The organism is Pedobacter sp. TM02, from assembly GCF_059705275.1.
This window is the reverse complement of sequence record NZ_AP046530.1, coordinates 3,862,292-3,880,397: the sequence shown is the minus strand read 5'-3', so window position 1 is coordinate 3,880,397 and position 18,106 is coordinate 3,862,292. Positions and strand designations below refer to the sequence as shown.

The 18,106-nt window shown below is 45.8% G+C and carries 19 protein-coding genes; 8 read left to right on the top strand and 11 right to left on the bottom strand.

All coding sequences use genetic code 11. From position 1 onward, the window contains the following. Positions 1-65: 65 nt before the first annotated feature. The 3 genes from dnaG (at position 66) to AC6H1S_RS16705 (ending at position 3,563) form a co-directional block, all read left to right on the top strand. Positions 66-2,018, top strand: a complete 1,953-nt coding sequence (dnaG, locus tag AC6H1S_RS16715; protein ID WP_497564345.1) for a DNA primase — start codon at positions 66-68, stop codon at positions 2,016-2,018. Positions 2,019-2,131: 113 nt separating this feature from the next. Next, the gene (locus tag AC6H1S_RS16710; protein ID WP_497564344.1) at positions 2,132-2,494 is read left to right on the top strand and encodes a YraN family protein; all 363 of its coding nucleotides are present in this window, start codon (positions 2,132-2,134) and stop codon (positions 2,492-2,494) included. Beyond that, positions 2,475-3,563 (top strand): glutaminyl-peptide cyclotransferase, encoded by a 1,089-nt coding sequence (locus tag AC6H1S_RS16705; protein WP_497564343.1) that lies wholly within the window; start codon positions 2,475-2,477, stop codon positions 3,561-3,563. Before AC6H1S_RS16710 ends, AC6H1S_RS16705 begins: the two co-directional genes overlap by 20 nt. Before the next feature lie 2 nt (positions 3,564-3,565). On the opposite strand, the gene AC6H1S_RS16700 is transcribed toward AC6H1S_RS16705, so the two are convergent. The 9 genes from AC6H1S_RS16700 to pgi form a co-directional block, all read right to left on the bottom strand. Continuing rightward, positions 3,566-4,096, bottom strand: coding sequence for a DUF4251 domain-containing protein (locus AC6H1S_RS16700; protein ID WP_497564342.1), 531 nt, complete (start codon positions 4,094-4,096; stop codon positions 3,566-3,568). A 145-nt stretch (positions 4,097-4,241) separates the two neighbouring features. After that, the gene (locus tag AC6H1S_RS16695; RefSeq protein ID WP_199136016.1) at positions 4,242-4,703 is read right to left on the bottom strand and encodes a QcrA and Rieske domain-containing protein; all 462 of its coding nucleotides are present in this window, start codon (positions 4,701-4,703) and stop codon (positions 4,242-4,244) included. 12 nt (positions 4,704-4,715) lie between these two features. Then, positions 4,716-5,657 carry a DUF5777 family beta-barrel protein gene (locus AC6H1S_RS16690; protein WP_497564341.1) on the bottom strand — a complete coding sequence of 314 codons (942 nt, stop codon included), beginning with the start codon at positions 5,655-5,657 and terminating at the stop codon, positions 4,716-4,718. Between the two features lie 5 nt (positions 5,658-5,662). Beyond that, positions 5,663-6,220: a YceI family protein gene (locus AC6H1S_RS16685; RefSeq protein WP_497564340.1), complete on the bottom strand. Its 558-nt coding sequence runs from the start codon at positions 6,218-6,220 to the stop codon at positions 5,663-5,665. Beyond that, on the bottom strand, positions 6,201-7,385 hold the full coding sequence (locus tag AC6H1S_RS16680; protein WP_497564339.1) for a porin family protein: 1,185 nt from the start codon (positions 7,383-7,385) through the stop codon (positions 6,201-6,203). Before AC6H1S_RS16680 ends, AC6H1S_RS16685 begins: the two co-directional genes overlap by 20 nt. Next, positions 7,382-7,939 carry an RNA polymerase sigma factor gene (locus AC6H1S_RS16675; RefSeq protein WP_497564338.1) on the bottom strand — a complete coding sequence of 186 codons (558 nt, stop codon included), beginning with the start codon at positions 7,937-7,939 and terminating at the stop codon, positions 7,382-7,384. Before AC6H1S_RS16675 ends, AC6H1S_RS16680 begins: the two co-directional genes overlap by 4 nt. 178 nt (positions 7,940-8,117) lie before the next feature. Next, the gene (locus AC6H1S_RS16670; RefSeq protein ID WP_497564337.1) at positions 8,118-9,176 is read right to left on the bottom strand and encodes a hypothetical protein; all 1,059 of its coding nucleotides are present in this window, start codon (positions 9,174-9,176) and stop codon (positions 8,118-8,120) included. Positions 9,177-9,248: 72 nt separating this feature from the next. Then, the gene (locus tag AC6H1S_RS16665; protein ID WP_497564336.1) at positions 9,249-10,115 is read right to left on the bottom strand and encodes an AraC family transcriptional regulator; all 867 of its coding nucleotides are present in this window, start codon (positions 10,113-10,115) and stop codon (positions 9,249-9,251) included. 96 nt (positions 10,116-10,211) lie between these two features. Further along, entirely contained in the window at positions 10,212-11,858 is a 1,647-nt protein-coding gene (gene pgi, locus AC6H1S_RS16660) for a glucose-6-phosphate isomerase (RefSeq protein WP_497564335.1), read from the bottom strand. A 154-nt stretch (positions 11,859-12,012) separates the two neighbouring features. On the opposite strand from pgi, the gene AC6H1S_RS16655 reads away from it, so the two are divergent. From AC6H1S_RS16655 to prfB, 3 genes are all read left to right on the top strand, one after another. Next, positions 12,013-12,528, top strand: a complete 516-nt coding sequence (locus AC6H1S_RS16655) for a hypothetical protein (protein WP_497564334.1) — start codon at positions 12,013-12,015, stop codon at positions 12,526-12,528. A gap of 27 nt (positions 12,529-12,555) precedes the next feature. Next, positions 12,556-13,860, top strand: coding sequence for an amidohydrolase (locus AC6H1S_RS16650; RefSeq protein WP_497564333.1), 1,305 nt, complete (start codon positions 12,556-12,558; stop codon positions 13,858-13,860). Positions 13,861-13,889: 29 nt separating this feature from the next. Further along, positions 13,890-14,964, top strand: a protein-coding gene (prfB, locus tag AC6H1S_RS16645) for a peptide chain release factor 2 (protein WP_199135990.1) whose coding sequence is annotated in 2 segments (ribosomal slippage) — positions 13,890-13,949 and positions 13,951-14,964 — 1,074 coding nt in all. Because the reading frame shifts where the segments join, the coding sequence is not laid out codon by codon here. A gap of 34 nt (positions 14,965-14,998) precedes the next feature. On the opposite strand, the gene AC6H1S_RS16640 is transcribed toward prfB, so the two are convergent. Next, positions 14,999-15,241 carry a hypothetical protein gene (locus tag AC6H1S_RS16640; RefSeq protein ID WP_199135988.1) on the bottom strand — a complete coding sequence of 81 codons (243 nt, stop codon included), beginning with the start codon at positions 15,239-15,241 and terminating at the stop codon, positions 14,999-15,001. A 148-nt stretch (positions 15,242-15,389) separates the two neighbouring features. Here AC6H1S_RS16640 and AC6H1S_RS16635 point away from each other — a divergent pair, with 148 nt between their 5' ends. After that, complete coding sequence (locus AC6H1S_RS16635) at positions 15,390-16,301, top strand: alpha/beta hydrolase (protein WP_497564332.1); 912 nt, start codon at positions 15,390-15,392, stop codon at positions 16,299-16,301. A 29-nt stretch (positions 16,302-16,330) separates the two neighbouring features. Here the strand turns inward: AC6H1S_RS16635 and AC6H1S_RS16630 are convergent, their stop codons facing one another. Continuing rightward, positions 16,331-17,188: a transglutaminase-like domain-containing protein gene (locus tag AC6H1S_RS16630; protein WP_199135984.1), complete on the bottom strand. Its 858-nt coding sequence runs from the start codon at positions 17,186-17,188 to the stop codon at positions 16,331-16,333. Between the two features lie 41 nt (positions 17,189-17,229). On the opposite strand from AC6H1S_RS16630, the gene AC6H1S_RS16625 reads away from it, so the two are divergent. Beyond that, on the top strand, positions 17,230-18,012 hold the full coding sequence (locus AC6H1S_RS16625; protein WP_199135982.1) for an O-methyltransferase: 783 nt from the start codon (positions 17,230-17,232) through the stop codon (positions 18,010-18,012). Positions 18,013-18,106 lie beyond the last annotated feature (94 nt).

The following is an 18,106-nucleotide window of genomic DNA, read 5'->3' as shown; positions in this document are numbered from 1 at the left end:
TTATTCGTTGTATCGGTTATTTCAAGTCTCACCTCTCATATCTTACATCTCAATACCTACAAATAATGATCAACCGCGAAACCATAGACAAAATAATGGATACTGCCCGCATAGAGGAGGTAGTAGGCGATTTTGTGCACCTTAAAAAACGCGGAACCAGCCTCATTGGCAATTGTCCGTTCCACGGCGAAAAGACCCCTTCCTTTCACGTTTCGGTAAGCAAGGGCATTTACAAGTGCTTTGGCTGTGGCAAGGGCGGCGATTCGGTGCGCTTTATCATGGACCACGAAAAATATTCGTATCCCGAAGCGCTCAAGTTTTTGGCCAACAAATACAATATCGAGGTTGAAGAAACGGTTGATAGCCATCAGGATGTTGAAGCCCAAAATGCCCGCGAAAGCCTGTATATCGTGTCGCAGTTTGCCGCGAACTTTTTCGAAGACCACCTGTGGAACAACGACGAAGGCCGTGCCATTGGCCTAAGCTATTTTAAGGAGCGGGGTTTTAGGGAAGACATCATCAAGAAATTCAATCTCGGCTACTCGCCCGATGTTTGGGATGCCTTGACTTTAGAGGCCATCAAAAACAAGCATACCGAAGAGTACCTCGAAAAAACGGGCTTGGCTATCAGAAACGATAAAGGCAAGCTGTACGACCGTTTTCGCGGCCGGGTGATGTTCCCCATCCACAACTTTACTGGACGGGTAATCGGTTTTGGCGGGCGTACCTTAAAAACCGATAAAAACGTACCTAAATACGTAAACTCGCCTGAAAGCGATATTTACCATAAATCGAATGTGCTTTATGGGTTATTTCATGCCAAAAAAGCCATTCGCGATCAGGATAACTGTTACCTGGTAGAAGGTTATGCCGATGTGCTTTCGGTGCACCAGGCCAATATCGAAAACGTAGTGGCTTCCTCGGGTACTTCGCTCACCATCGAACAGATCCGCCTTATTGGTCGTTTTACGCAGAACATTACCATTTTGTACGATGGCGATGCGGCTGGTATCAAAGCTTCGCTAAGAGGCTTGGATATGATTTTGGAAGAAGGATTGAACGTAAAAGTGGTTTCTTTTCCAAATGGCGACGACCCCGATTCGTATATGCATAAGGTGGGGGCCGGCGAGTTTAAGACTTATGTAGAAACCAAGCGTCAGGATTTTATCCTGTACAAGGCCAATATCCTGTTGGCCGAAGCCGGAACAGATCCGATTAAAAGGGCAGGCATCATCCGCGATATTGTTGAAAGCATTGCCAAAATACCCGATAACATCAAAGCCTCGGTTTTTGTGCGCGAGTGTAGCGGCTTATTGGGTATAGAAGAACGAATTCTGTTGACCGAGCTGAACACCATGCGTGCAGCCAAGCTGAAAAAAAATGCCGCTGCTTCGGCTTCTTCGCGCCAGCCCGCGCACTCCGACATGCCACCCGACGATCTTTTTGCCGAAGACGGGCCGAGCAATCAAGCCACGGTACAGCTTTCGGCCGACGACGAACGCCAGGAAAAAGAAATTGTACGGTTATTGTTGGCTTTTGGACATGAACTGGTGAGCTGGGATAAAATCGATAACATGTACATCGGATCGTTCATTATGCAGAATCTTACCGATGTAACGTTCGAAAATCCGCTCTGCAAAAAGATCATCGACCATTACCGTACCGAAATAGAAAATGGCCAGTTGCCAACCGCCAACCAGTTTATCAAAAGCGAAGACCGCGAAATTGCCGATTTGGCCATCACCTTGTCTACCTCGCCCTATACGCTGAGCGAAAACTGGTACAACAAGCATACCATTTACGTGCGCGATGAAACCGTTAACCTTAAAGCTACCATTTTGGGTGGCCTGTACCATCTCAAAAAACGGAAAGTAGACAAAATCCTGCTAGACCTGCTGCAGGAAATCAAACACGAAAAAGACGTAACCAATCAGGAAATCCTGATGCAACGCTATGCCTTTATCAAAAACGTTGAAAAGGAGATTTCCAAGTACCTGGGCTCGGTGATTGTCAAATAGTTTTCAGTTTGCAATTAGCAGTTGCCAGTTTAAGCCCGAAGTTTTCAGTTTCAGTTCAACAGTTGTCAACCATCCAATCACCCAATGAACTAAAGAACTAATAAACCAAGCAAATGGCTACACACAACGATTTAGGCAAGCAGGGCGAGGCCATAGCCGCCAACTATTTAACCGGTTTGGGCTACGAGTTGCTCGAAGAAAATTGGATTCATGGAAAAGCAGAGTTAGATTTGGTAGCCTATTTTAATGGCCAGCTGATTTTTGTAGAAGTAAAGACAAGGAGTTCGACTGCTTTTGGGCAACCCGAAGATTTTGTGGGCCAAGCTAAACAAAAACAGCTTATCCGGGCGGCAACGGCTTACGTAGAACTGATGGGCCATCCGGGCGAAGTGAGGTTTGATATTGTTGCTGTTTTATTTGATACACCAAACCATTATACAATAAACCATATTCAAGATGCATTTTGGCCTTTTTAAAACCGATAACCTCATTCCTGTCCGGCTTGGCGTTTTGCTTGCTGTACTGTTTGGCCTGGCTTCCTGCAAGCACGGTAGCACAAGTAGCTATACTACTTTTAGTGCACCCCAGCAAGGCCAGCAGTTTGTGCTTGGCCAACCCATTACCCTAAGTTTAGACCTGGATAAAAGCGAGAAAACCGAAGAAATCAGCTATTACCTAGATGGTAAGCTCAAAGCTTACTTACATGATAATGTTGGCCCTGTCAGTATCAAAAGCGACAGCCTATCGCTTGGCTATAAGAACTTAACGGCAATCGTTACAAAAGATGGCAAGAACGATACCATCACAACCAACATCGTGTTAACGAGTGGCGTAACGCCTAAACCACTCCGTTATCAAGTGGTCAATACCTTTCCGCACGATACCAGCGCCTACACCGAAGGCCTGGCCTATGTGGAGGGCAAACTATTGGAAAGCACCGGCGAGTATGGAAGTTCTAAACTCAAGTATGTCGATTTAAAAACCGGCAAGACCTTGCAACAGATCCAATTGCCGGCACAGTATTTTGGCGAAGGCTCGCTTAAACTGGGCAATAAGATCATCATGCTAACCTGGAAGGAAAACACGGGTTTTGTATTCGATGCCCAAACTTTTAAGCAATTGGCTACCTTTCCTTTCAGTCGAGAGGGCTGGGGCCTGGCTTTTGATGGCCAAAAGATTTTGCGTACCGACGGCTCTAACCGCATCTGGTTCATGAATGCCGATACCTATCAGGAAGAAGGCTATATAGAGGTGTACGACAATAAAGGTCAGGTAGAACAGCTTAACGAACTCGAGTTTATTGACGGCAAGATTTATGCAAACGTATACCAAACCAATAAGATTGTTCGTATTGATCCCAAAACAGGGGTAATTGAAGCCGAAATAGACCTCACAGCACTAGTGCCCAAGAATTTCTTTAAAACACAGGACGAAGTGAACGGCAATGTGCTCAATGGAATCGCTTGGGATGCCAAAGGCAAACGGCTATTTGTGGTAGGCAAAAAATGGCCCAAGCTTTACGAAATCAAACTGCTCAACGAGTAACGCTAGTCTTTTTTGCTGTTTTCGCTCAGGTAGCCGTTATAGGTAATAGCCTGCCTGTTGTTGCTTACCATGCTGAGCGTAGCATAACCGCTTTCGCTGATGCTGAACGTGAGTTGTGGGCTGTCTTTAACGTCTTTTGCGTAGATTCTAATGTCCCAGCCACCTCTTTTGCGCTTGGTGGTGTCGTAAACAAAGTTTTTGCTGGTAAACTTGAAGCCGCTTTCTTCGTTGGTGATTGGAGCAGTATAAGACCTGCCGTAAAAAGGCAGATAGGCAATCAGGCTGTCTTTGGTAATGCGTACGTCGTAATTATTGCCTATGAGGTTAATATTGCCTCCACTGGCTCCTCCAGGCATTTTCGACAAAATACTGTTGATGTCAGACCCATTGAGCGGTGTAGCGCTTGTAGCCACAAAAGTGTAGTTCTTGTCTTCCACAATTTTGCGGGTAGTGGCTTTATCGGTTTGGGCGGCAGCGGCAGTGGACAAAAGTGCCAAACCTGCCATAGCTACTAAGGTTTTAAATGATTTCATGGTCGTGAAGTATATTTAATGCTTAAATCAGTTCTGAATAACAAATTCAAAATCAGCTATATGATTAATAATATACCGGTTTTCCATAAAGAAAACGAAAAAAGGGCGGAAAATATTTCTCCCGTCCTTCTTTCAACCTTAAAAACTAAACAATAGTAGCGGTTAATATATTGCCCGAAATGCTCGTGTTGTAAACCTTCAGGGCATTGGTTGTGCCTCCATCGTTAGGCTGTCTTAAAATAGCGCCACCTGAGGTATACTGCGAAGCATGTAGGCTGCATTGGATCAGGTTGCTGGCCTGGATCCAGTTTAATGCGCCGCCCTGATGTGGACAAGCGGCCTGAGTGGCTACAAACGAAGAAGTGCTATTTCCAGCCGCTAGGCGGATAAACAAAACACCTCCCGTGGCTACAAAAGAACCAACTGTGGTGAGTTGCGTGGCAAGATCTATGCTTGCAGTAGCGCCGGTCGTGCCTCCGCCTCCGCCACCTCCGGGCGGACTTGGCGCAGGGTCGTTAGATTTGCTTCCACAGGCCGAAAGGCAACTTCCGGCGCATACCAGGGCCATACCCAGCCCTAGGGATTTGATAAATTCATTCCGTTCCATAAAATTATAGTTTTAGTAAATTGTCGATTTCGTATCGGGGTTTTTAGATTTAAAAAGGCTGAAGTTGCGCGAAATGGTAAAGCCAAAACGGACGCCACCATCGGTCCACGATTTTTTGGTATTGGCTATAAAACTGTTTTCGTTAATGTATTCCGAATTCATGAAGTTGAGCGAGAAGATGTGCCCGCCGGTTTCGATCTCTAGGCCTATACCCAAGGGGTTATATAGGGGGACGGCGAGTTTATTTGGTCGCGATAGGCCGTTAACCAAGGTATAATCGGCTACAAACGACAGTCGCTTGGTGAGCTTAACCCGCCCGGCAAAGCCCAAGGCAAACAGGTTTTTAGGGTCGTTAGGATCGGCGCTTACCGAGCGGATCAGGAAGGCCGGCATTACTTCCAGTGAAATGCGTTGCGAGAACTTCCTCGAAAATATAGGTTGAATCAAATAGCTCAGCCTGTTTCCATAGTTGGCAAATTCGGTGTCGGTAAATGGTTTTCGAGCCACCAGGCCTGCCTGGGCCAAAAACGTGAGGTTAATGGGCATACTCCCATCAGTTGTTTGTTGCAGCAGCTTTTGTTTTACATAAAGGTTAAAAAGCTCATCGTGCTTGCTGCGACCAAAGCCCACGGTCAGGTTGTCGGTTAAGCCATAATCCAGCCCGATAAAAAGGTCGGTGGCCACATCGAGTCCATACAGGGTGTGTGCGCTTCCGAATTCGCCACCAATATCCCCAAAATGATGCCTGATCCTCAAATCGAGATCGTGTTTCTTTTGGGTTTCGGTAGAATGCGAAAGTACCACATGCGTTGCCTTAAAGGTAGCTTCTACCTTGTTGAATTTCTTGGTGCTGTCTAGCTGGCTCAACAGCGCCTCGGCGGTTTGCGCGCTAGCCCTCATGGCCAACAGGGCTAAAACCAAAAAGAGGTAAATAAAAAATTTAGACTTTTTCATAACGTTTATTTGAGTGGCTCTAGGGTGCCTTGTAGAGTTACCTTGATAACTTCGGCTATTTTGGCAAATACGAGGCGAGGAATTTTGATCTGATGGTCTTTGCAGGCTACTTCAAAGCTCGAACTGATGCTTATGGTATTGCCCTTGATCGTTATTTTGCCGGCTATTGTCCGGTTTTGGTCAATGCCGTGTACATTGAGCACGCCTTTTACGGTAACGGGATACTCGCCGTCTTTGCTCCAATCCAACTGGGGGGTGATGGTGCCTTTAAATTTGGCCATCGGGTATTTGTCGCTCTCGATGTAGTTTTCGTTAAAATGTTGCTGCATCAGCTTTTTGTCGAACTCGAGGCTTTTAACGGGCAGTTGCACTGCCAGCTCCTGTTTGTCGGCTACCAGCACGGCACTTGCCGAAGTGCTTGCGGCTTTGATGTCTTCAACCGGGGTAGAAGAAAAGATCGTCATCTTCAGGCTTTTGCCCACATAATTTTGAGCTTCGGCTTTTCCAATCAAGCCAAGGCAGAGCAAAGTCACCCAGACCAGTTTATTTCTTGTTGAGTTCATAACGCAGTTTTAAGGATACACCACTCGATTTTAAAGGCACGCTTCCTTCGCCAATGCCTCCCAAAGGGATTTTAACGTAAGGCTCTATGCCGAAACCGAATTTATTGTTCAGTTTGATGTTGTAAGTGGCCGAAAGATCGAGCACGCTCAGAAAATGCTGATTGGCGTTGGTTTTTTGCGTAAGCCTATCGGCTTTGCCACTGGCGGCCGTGTACTTAAACACGTAATCTTCTTTTAGCATCAGGTAGCTCGATAGCCCAGCGTTCAGTTCAAGGCTGCGGCTTTTGTTGTCGCTAAGCAAATAGGAAGCCCTTAACGGAATTTCAAGCACTTTACAAGCGGCGTTGATCTGCGCAATGCTGTTCTTTATATTCGGGTTGCTGAATTGATAATCATAATTGCTGGCCGTGTAGTTTTTGGCACCATAAATAACACCGGTTTGGATGGTTATTTTTTTGCTGATTCCCACACCAACGGTCAATCCGAAGGCCGCGGTTCCCTTGCCACCTATCAGGGCACTGGTAGAATTAAAATCAGGTCCTGCACTAATGGCCAGGCTAATCGGGATTTTACGTTTCGCTTTTGGCTTTTGGACAAGGTTGTCTGCTGTATCAATGGTGTTGATGCTTGGCGAAGTCAGCTGTGCAATAACCTGCTGATCGGTCAATTCGGTATTTTGTACAGGTTTTACTGGTTGCGCTGCCATTGGTGCGGAATTGGCAGGCGCCTGAATAACATGGGCTATGGCATGGTCTGAAACAGGCTTATCGCTATTGCCTTTTGTGGTTACGGTTGTGGTAGTCTGCTGCACTGTTGACAATTGCTTACTCAAAGTAGGCGCATCGGTTTTTGGGCCAATCGGTTGAGCTTGGGCTAGTTCGGTTATAGGTTTAGGAGCTTCAACCAAAGGCTTTTGCGTTTGTTCGGGTTTGTTGTTGCGGGCAGTTTGTTGCTTAGGCTGTTCTTGCCTGTTGAACAGGAAGAAGCCCAAACCAAACGAAAGAAACAGCAAAATAATGCTGGCATTTCTCAGCCAGATCATGCGGTCTCTTTTTTGGAGCTTTTTCTCCATCTTTAACCAAGATTCCTCTTCAAACTGCAGGTACTCTTCGGTTACCCGTGTTTTAAAAGCCTGGTCAAAATCTTTATCGTTCAGTTCTTTCATTTTTGATAGCTCATTTGTTGCTGATCGGTTGCCAAAGTTTCGGCCAGCATCTTTTTTAAATTCTCCCTTGCCTTAAACAGATTCGATTTGGAGGTGCCCACCGAGATGGAAAGCATTTCGGCAATTTCCTCGTGCGAGTAGCCGTCTATGGCAAAAAGGTTAAAGACCGTTCGGTAGGCATAAGAAAGTTTTTGAACCAATCTGATCAGGTCTTCATAGTGTAAATGGGAAAGAATATTCTCTCTATCTTCCAATTCGTGCTTAGCGTTAAGTTCTTCCATTTCCATTTGTTTTATCCGGTTTCTGTAATGGTCTATTGAGGTATTGATCATAATGGTGCTGATCCAGGCGTTAAACGAGCGTTCCTTGTCGTAGCGCTGCAGGTGTGTAAATACCTTCATAAAACCATCGTTTACCAACTCAACCGCTTCGTCTTTGTTTTTGGCGTAGCGCAAACAGATCCTCATGGCATAGCCATAGTAGAGGCGGTAAAGTTCCTTCTGACTTTTCCGGTCCTTCTTGATACAGCCATTGATGAGTTCGGGTGTAAGCAAAGTAATTTTGTTTAGTTATATGCAGTTACGGCAGCCAGGAGCTTAAGGTTGCCTTGCTATTAGAAATTTAAGCAATAAAAATTTGCTTTAAATGAAAAATCGCTATTCATTGATCAATGAATGGCGATTTTAGGTTGCCGGGTTGCTTTGGCGATTTTCAATAAGGAATGCAATTCAATTATTGCGGGTTCTTTTTGAAAAGGCCCGCCTTTAGGTTCGAACCCATCGAGCCTTCGGCTAATTGCAGGTAATTACGTTTGCTCTGGTCTTTTTCAATCTTTACGCTTCCGGTGGTTTGTACGTTTTTCATTTCCAGGAAGTCTGTCGAAGTTGCATCGTTGCCGCTTAAGGGGCCACTTCCATAACCTGCCAGATTGGTGTAATCGGTAAAAAGGCAATCAGCAGCTTTGTAGCGACGCGTGCTTCCTTTTTCTCTGATCCATACCGTACTGCTGTTTGCTATGATGTTATGATGAAATTCGAAATCGTCTCCATTGGTACTTTGCGTAGTCCAAACGCCACTAAAATAACAGCCATATACCAGTGAGTAACGCATGGCATTAGGGCTGCCAGTACCTCCGTCGGTTTGCCAAAAAACAACAGGGTTTTTGCAGTTGAAGAAAACGCAATGATCAATAACGAGGCCATAACCATTAGCGATAACTCCCACATGTAAAGGCAACACATCAACGTTGCCGGCAAATAGGCATTGTGTAACGAGCAGGTCGTCCAGTTTTTTGCCATCACGCCATATTGGATAGGAGCGACGCAGGTTTTTGCCGTCCACATAAGCGTAATCTGGGCTGCCGGTAAATCGCAGGCCTTCAATGGTTACGTGGCTAACCTCTGGCTGTATGCCTTTTGCTTCTTCTCCGCCTAAACCCGATACAAGTGGCACTGCTGTCACTACAATTGGCATTTTTTGTGGAGTCCAATCCGCATCGTCGGGCATAACACACGCACGAATAACCAAGCGGTTTTTAAGGGTATACTTGTCATTGGTAAATACAACGGTTTGGGTTAACAGGTGTATGCCTTCAGCGAGGAAGATGGTGGTTGATGTCCGCTCTTGATTGAGGTTTACGCGCCTTGCGGCCTCCATCAGTGTCTTTAACGGGCTTGTTTTTATGCCGGAATTTGCGTCGTTACCCGCTTGAGGATTAACGTATAATTGTTCTGCCTGTGCCAGCAGTACGCTCATGGCAAACAATAAGAGGCTAAGTGTGTATTTGATCATGTTTTTTTTTTGCTGTAAAATTAAAACATGCTTGCCTTCCTAAAATGGTCGTTTTAGCTTTAAAATGGTCAATTATATCTCCTTGCGGTATTGTTGGGGGGTAATGCCGGTCAGCTTTTTAAAGAAACGGTTAAAATTGGAGGGATCCGAAAAGCCAAACTCGTAGGCAATCTCTTTTGCCGATTTGTTTTGATACAGTTGTTTCTTGATGGCTGAAATCAGTTTGTAATGGATCATTTGTTGGGCAGATAATCCAGTAAATTGCCTACAGATTTTATTCAGAAAGCCGGGGCTTACATTTAGCATTTTGGTATAGGCCTCCACATTGCGGTGGTGCACAAATTTCTTTTCCAGCAAAGCTCTAAATCTATAAAAATCAGCGTGCACATAGGTATCTCTCTGAACATGGTAAACGGAGGCATAATATCGGTTGAGCACAACGAGTAATTGATAGAGCAAGGCCCTGATCAAATGGTTGCTGTCGTTTTGGAGCTGCCCAAACTCCCGCTCTATGCCATAGAGCAGCTGCAGGCATTGCTCAAATGGCAACTCGGCTAGCTGCATATCGGTTGGACGCGAATATTGATGAAAATATTGAAATCGATAGAGGAATAGCTCGTCCGAAAAAAAGAGATGAAGAAAGTCTTTTTCGAAGAATAAGGTATAGCCGCTTACCGGTTCTTCAATATCCCAGCGGCGCACTTGCCCGGGACTGGTGAAAATAATGGTCCGTGGACTTATTGGCGTCGTGTTTTCGTCTAATGTAAAAGTGCCCGTTCCCTTTTCGATGAAAAGAATTTCGTAAAAACTGAGTTGATGTAAGGTGCTATCTAATACATAATTATTCAATGTTTCGATACGACCAATATCCAATAGCAATTCTGAGCCATACTTATAGGGTAGAAAATGATAAGTCTTAACTTTGGTGCCCGATGCCATTTTTTACAGCTGCTTGTGCAACAGTTGGGTTAAAAATACAAATTTCTGTCGCCTGTTCATATGGCCAACAGCGGATGCCGTTGGCCATAATTTTTGTTATCTCCAGCTCTTATACTGGTTAATCAAGCCGTTGGTTGAAGAATCGTGGGTGCTTACAGGGCTGTTGTCTGCAAGTTCGGGCTGTATTTTTTGAGCCAGTTGCTTGCCCAGCTCAACACCCCATTGGTCGAAGCTAAAGATGTTCCAGATGATGCCTTGTACAAAAATCTTATGTTCGTACATGGCAATAAGGCTACCCAAGCTGTAAGGCGTTACTTTTTTTAGCAGGATAGAATTGGTTGGCCTATTGCCGTCGAAAACCTTGAATGGAGCCAATTTGGCAATGGCTGCTTCAGATTTGCCTGCTTTTTGAAGTTCTGCGATTACTTCTTCTTCGCTTTTGCCATTCATTAAGGCCTCGGTTTGGGCAAAAAAGTTAGACAATAAAATAGGGTGGTGGTTGCCCAGCGGATTGAGGCTTTGCGCCGGGGCTATAAAATCGCAGGGAATAAGACGGGTGCCTTGGTGGATCAGCTGGTAAAAAGCATGTTGGCCGTTGGTACCCGGCTCGCCCCAAATTACCGGACCGGTTTCGTAATCAACAGGGTTTCCGTTTCTGTCTACGTGTTTGCCGTTGCTCTCCATATCGCCTTGCTGAAAATAGGCCGCAAAACGGTGCAGGTATTGGTCGTAAGGCAAAATAGCCTGGGTTTCGGCATTAAAGAAATTGATGTACCATACGCCCAGCAGACCTAAAATTACCGGAATGTTCTGCTCAAATGGCGTGTTTTTGAAATGTTGGTCGGTTGCATGTGCACCAGCCAACAGTTGTTTAAAATTATCGTAGCCAATGCCCAAGCAAATAGACAGGCCAATAGCGCTCCACAACGAGTAACGGCCACCTACCCAATCCCAAAACTCGAACATGTTTTCGGTATCGATGCCAAATGCCGCTACATCTTTGGCATTGGTTGATAAAGCAGCGAAGTGCTTGGCAATATCTTCTTTTTGGGCACCACTGTTCAAAAACCAATCTCTGGCACTGTTGGCGTTCGTCATCGTTTCTTGTGTGGTAAATGTTTTAGAAGCCACCAAAAACAAAGTCGTTTCCGGGTTTATCGCTTTTAAGGTTTCGGCCAGGTGAGTGCCGTCAACGTTAGAAACAAAATGCAGGTTTAAACGTGTTTTGTAGGCTTTTAAGGCTTCGGTAACCATTACAGGCCCCAAATCTGAACCGCCAATGCCGATATTTACAATGTCTGTAATGGCTTTGCCGGTATAGCCCTTCCATTGGCCGGAGATGATCGAATTGCTGAATTTCTCCATTTTGGCCAAAACCGCATTCACTTCGGGCATCACATCTTGGCCATCAACCCAAATGGACTCGTTGCTTTGGTTGCGCAAGGCAATGTGCAGCACGGGGCGATCTTCGGTTTGGTTGATCTTTTCGCCGCTGTACATGGCTTTAATGGCTTCATCCAGCTTGCATTCGCGGGCCAACTGCACCAACAGGGCCATGGTGGTGTCGTTGATCCTGTTCTTGGAGAAATCGAACAAGATATCTTCGAACAAAATCGAAAATTTGGCAAAACGCTCGGCATCTTCGGTAAAAAGATCCTTGATGCTTTGTTGGTTGATCGCTATAAAATGGTCAGCCAAATATTTATAGGCCTCTGTTTGGGTAAAGTTTATTGTGGGAAGCATAGCATATATGTTTTTTGTAAAAGTAAGAAAGCAAACAATTTAAATTGTCTTTTAATGTTCAAAAACCATGAAATTTTTCTATATTCAATAACCAATCAGCCCGCCTATTGTTCGATCGTTTTACTATAATCCATCAACTTAAAAAAATTAAACCATGTTAGAAAACCTGAATGAACTGGTGCGCGAAAATGCGCAGGATGCTGTTGTAAACAATAGCGAAATACCTAATGAACACAACGAAGCCGTCATTGAAGCCGCATCGGGTTCTATTTTCGAAAGTTTGAAGGCACAGGTTACGTCTGGAAACCTCAGTGGCCTGGCCGATATTTTTAACGGAGGCAATGCCGAAGATTCTGCAGTTGCCGCGCAGGCTTCGGGTAGCTTTGTCGATAAACTGAGCGGCTTGGGCATTAATGCCGAAACCGCCAAAAACGTAGCCTCGAGCATCATTCCTTCTATTATTGGCAAGCTTACGCAAAAAACCAACGACCCGAACGACAGCTCTTTCAACCTGCAGGATATTTTGGGCAAATTGGCGGGTGGCAGCGATGGGAAATTTGACCTGAGCGACGTGATGGGCATGTTTAATGGAGGCAATCAAGCCCCAAGTGCCGACGGGCAAGCCGAAGGCGGTGGCTTGGTAGATAAGCTCAAAGGACTGTTTAATTAGTGCCGATACCTATATTTTAAATTCAAGATGAAGAAAATATTGCTCTCCGGGCTTTTGATTGCCCCATTATGGCTATTTGCTCAAAATACGGCCCGCCAAGTGGCTATTTCCAAACAGGCAGATGCCTTGGCCCAAAAGGTAATCAGCTGGCGCCGCGATTTTCACGAACATCCCGAACTGGGCAACAACGAAGTGCGTACCGCAGGTATTATTGCCAAGCATTTGCAGTCGTTGGGCATGGAAGTAAAAACCGGTGTAGCCAAAACCGGAGTGGTTGGTATTTTGGTTGGAGGCAAGCCGGGGCCCGTGGTGGCTTTAAGAGCCGATATGGATGCCTTGCCGGTTACCGAAAGAGGTGCCTTGCCCTTTGCTTCGAAAGTAAAAACAATCTATAATGACCAGGAAGTAGGGGTGATGCATGCCTGTGGCCACGATTCGCATATGGCTATTTTAATGGGAGTGGCCGAAATTTTGGCCGGTATGAAGAAAGATATTCCCGGCACCGTTAAATTCATCTTTCAGCCGGCAGAGGAAGGCGTGCCCGCGGGAGAAGAAGGTGGTGCACAGCTCATGGTTAAAGAAGGCGTGCTGCAAAACCCGAAGGTCGACGCTATTTTTGGCTTACACATCAATTCGCAAACACCGGTTGGCCAATTGACCTATCGCCCCGGAGGTACCATGGCGGCCGTTAACGACATGAAGATTACCATTACAGGCAGGCAGGCCCATGGCGCTTACCCTTGGAGCAGCATCGACCCGATTGTGGTGGCCGCACAAATTGTAAACAACCTGCAAACCATTGTAAGCAGAAACCTCAACATTACCGAAAATCCGGGTGTGGTTACCATTGGCGCTATTCATGGCGGCGTGCGGTCTAACATCATCCCCGAAAAGGTTGAAATGCTGGGTACAGTTAGGAATTTTACGGCGGCCGATGAGGCGATGTTCATCGATCGGATTAAAACCATTGCCATTAAAACCGGCGAGGCTGCTGGTGCCAAAGTCGAAGTGCAAATTCCCTACAGCAACCATTATCCGGTAACTTTTAACGATTTGGCGCTGACCGAAAAGATGCTGCCAAGCCTGCAGGCTACAGCCGGTGCCGACAATGTAAAACTGAAAGCGCCCGTAACCGGCGCCGAAGATTTCTCGTTCTATCAGGAAAAAGTACCCGGACTGTTTTTCTTTTTAGGGGGTATGCCCAAAGGCGAAGACCCCTTAAAAGCACCGTCGCACCATACGCCCGATTTCTTTATCGATGAGAGCGGCTTTGCATTGGGCGTAAAAGCATTGTGCAACCTGACGTTGGATTATCTATCGATGAAAAAGTAATACTCCCACAATCATTTCTATATTTGTGCATGACTAAAGACCAGTTACAGGATTTAAGAGATAGATTAGCTTCTCTGAGGAGGCATCTTTGACGTTGATGAATTGTTATATCAGATAAGCGAAGAAGAAAAAAGAACGTTGGCTCCCGATTTCTGGGACAACCCCAAAAAGGCCGAAAGCATTCTGGCCGAAATCAGCACCAAGAAAAAATGGACGGAAGGCTTTACCAAAGCTAATGCCGCGGTAGAAGATACTGCCGTATTGTACGATTTCTTGCAAAGCGGTGATGCCAGCGAGGAGGAAATGGACGAGCAATATGCCTTGGCCCTGCAGGTAATCGAAGACCTGGAGCTGAAAAACATGCTGAACAGCAAGGAAGACCAACTGCCGGCCGTTATGCAGATTACCGCAGGGGCGGGAGGTACCGAAAGCTGCGACTGGGCCAGCATGCTCTTGCGCATGTACCTGATGTGGGCCGAGAAGAACGGCTACAAGGTTACAGAACAGGACTATGCCGAGGGCGAGGTAGCCGGTATCAAATCGGTAACGATAGAAATTATGGGCGAATTTGCCTATGGCTACCTGAAAGGAGAAAACGGGGTGCATCGCTTGGTGCGTATTTCGCCCTTCGATAGCAATAACCGCAGGCACACTTCTTTTGCCTCGGTTTATGTTTATCCCCTGGTTGACGATACGATCCAAATCGACGTGAATCCGGCCGATATCGAATTTGAAACCTTTAGGGCTGGCGGTGCTGGCGGACAAAACGTAAACAAGGTGGAAACCGCCGTGCGGTTATACCACAAACCATCGGGCATTATCATCAAAAACCAGGAATCGAGGTCGCAGCTGCAAAATAAAGAGAACGCCATCCGCTTGCTCAAATCGCAGTTGTACGAAATCGAAATGCGCAAGCGCATGGAAGCCACGGCACTGATTGAAGGCAGCAAGAAAAAAATTGAATGGGGTTCGCAGATCCGAAGCTATGTATTAGATGATAGACGGGTAAAAGACCATCGGACCAATTTCCAGACCTCCAATCCGGATGCCGTACTCAACGGCGACATCAACGATTTTTTAAAAGCTTATTTAATGGAGTTTTAACAAAAAAAGCGATCATTTGATCGCTTTTTTTGGCTTAGGCACAGAAATCCGATACCGCCGCATCAACACAATCTCCCGATACGATAAAAAGGAAAACAGAGCTTGAGCAATGCTTGCGTTCGCAACAGGCTTGTCCGCTTACGTCTTGAACCGAATCGCAACAAGTGTCATAAGTTCCTTGGCCACGCGTACATTTTACGGTTTTGTGGTACACGTCGTCATTGCCGTTGCCCCCTTTAAATTTCTTGAGTTCGCTTTTGCTTAAAATAGTTTTCATGTCTGATGGATTAAGTTATTTAAATAGTTAATTAAGGTGTTAACTAATTTATTCATAATCGTTTAAAGTGCCATGCTTTTGTTCGGGATGTAAAAATATTGGTTCATTTAGTTTAAAGATGTAAGTTTAGGGTCTATAATTGAATTGGATGAAAAAGATATTCATACTAGCCTACTTTATCTTGACAGCTTTTACACAAACCAAGGCCCAGCAGGTTATTCCGCTTTACAACGCCGCCATTCCAGGCTCGAAAACAGCACCTGCCGATTTTAAGGAAACCACCGAAACAGGTGCCGATGGCGTGTTGCGCATCAGCAGGGTAACCACCCCTACGCTTACCGTTTTTGCGCCGGCAAAGGCCAACGGAACGGCCGTAATCATCTGTCCGGGTGGAGGCTACAGCATTTTGGCTTTTGAAAAAGAAGGTACTTTGGTAGCCAAAAAGTTTGCCGAACTGGGGGTTACTGCATTTGTGCTTAAATATCGTCTACCCAACGATGCCATTATGGTCGATAAATCGTTGGCACCTTTGCAAGATGCCTTGCAGGCCATTTACCTGGTCAGGAAAAATGCGGGGGTGTGGGGCATTTCGCCCAACAAGATCGGCGTAATGGGCTTTTCGGCCGGTGGCCACCTGGCCTCTAGCTTGAGTGTGCATTACAACGATATGAAAATAGACAACCAGGAAAACATCAGCTTAAGACCCGATTTTTCGGTGCTTATCTATCCGGTGATCAGTTTCGGACCATATGCCCATACAGGTTCGGTTAAAAATCTTTTGGGCGATCAACCTACGCCACAGCAACGCCGTTACTTTTCGTCAGAACTGCAGGTAAACGGCGCTACGCCACCTACTTTTTTGGTGCATGCCAACAATGACGGTACGGTGCCCGTAAAAAACAGCCTGCTTTACGATGAAGCCCTGGCCAGAAACAAAGTGCCTGCCGAAATGCACATTTACCAAGAAGGCGGACACGGTTTTGGCCTGTACAACAGAACCACCAAGGAAGACTGGTTCGAAAGCCTGAAAAGCTGGATGCAACAAAACAAGTGGCTTTAACCGGAATGTGGCAGTAATCCGGCTGCTGGTTATTCAGACAGGATTTCCTGCAGCTCTTTCAATTCTTCCACCTTTTCGGTAGCGCCCAGGTTTTCGTAGGCCGAAATGAGGTTGCGGATAATGCGCCTGATGATTTCTGTATTGCTGCAGGGCGAATAAAAGCCAGGCTGAGGCTCTAAATTAAGCTGACGTAAAAACTGGTCTACATCGTGCTTGCCAAAAATGGCGCCCTTGTTAAAAGCATTGATGTAAAAAAGAACGCCATATTCCTTGTCGGCATTGCTTTCGTCGATATAGCCCAATATGAAATGCTGCGGCAGATTAACTCCATAAACCGGAATATCGAGCTTTTGGGCCAGCGTGGCATAAATAATGGCCAACGAAATCTGATTGCCTTTTTTGCTTTCCAAAACCTGGCTGAGGTAAGAGTTTTGCGGATCGTGGTGGTTTTTGGTATTGCCGCTAAAGCCATATTGGTTGTAGAAAACATGGTTGATCAACTTGATCTTTTCAATCGAGCTCATCTCGTATTGTAAACCCACCCAAATATCGCGTTTAATTTCTTCGATTTGATTGATGATGCCTTGTTCGTCAAGGTCAGGATATTGGTAGCGGTTAATGACAATGGCTCCCTGCAACAGGTCGAAAGCCCCGCTTTGGTACCAAAGGTTCAGGTCTTCTTTAACGCTGTTGAACTGTATGGCATGCACAAGGTTTTCTATACGTTCCTGCAGTACGGTGTTGAGCGATTGCTCCCAGGCACTTTCCAAATAGGTGATAACCTCGTTGCCGTATTCGAGCAGCCGCTGCTGCACATGCTGGTACACCTCCTCATCCGGATCGTCTAATAATTTGACCAATGCGCTGATTTCTGCAAGATTTTCCATTAAAGTACAATTACAAGTTCTGTTTGCTTACTTTTGCCGCTATGGTTTTAAAATTTGCTGCCGATTACCTCAAGCATCGATTAACTGCCAAAAGCAGGCATGGTACCCATTCGCCTTTTGTATATAAGCTCGCTGATGAGGTAATTTACGATTTTTCTGCAAAAGAAGCGTACAAGCGCATAGAAGCGCTGCGAAAAAAACTTTTGCATGACGATAGATCGATTACCGTAACCGATCTGGGGGCAGGCTCGTACCTGAATAAGAACCGCACCAAAAAGATAAGCCAAATTGCCAAAAATGCGCTGAAAAGCCCGAGCTTGGCCCAGCTTATTTACCGCTTGGCAGCCAATCAGCAGGCCCAAAGCCTGATCGAATTGGGAACTTGTTTAGGCGTTACCACAGCCTATCTGTCAAAAGCAAAACCCAACGCCCAAGTATTAACCATAGAAGGTTGCCCCCAAACGGCATTGATTGCCGAGCAGAATTTCAATGAACTCGGTCTCGATAATGTAGAGCTGCAGGTTGGCAATTTTAACGATTTGCTACCCGAAGCCATTGCCAAGGCCGACCGTCTGGATTTTGTATATATAGACGGTAATCATACCGAAGAAGCTACGCTGAACTATTTCAACTGGTGCCTGCCTAAGCTGCACGAAAATTCGCTGTTGATTTTCGACGATATTTATTGGAGCCAAGGCATGAAAAATGCCTGGGCCACCATTCAAAACCATCCCGATGTAACCGTAACCGTCGATCTGTTCTGGATCGGACTGGTTTATTTCAGGAAAGGACAGGCCAAAGAGCATTTTAAGTTGAAGTATTAGCCTATAGTTGATGTTTATTAGCCCATTGGCTGTAGTTTGCGTCCGATGCCAAATTGCCAAAGGTTTGGGCTTTTGGCGTTAACTCTTCGCCTTC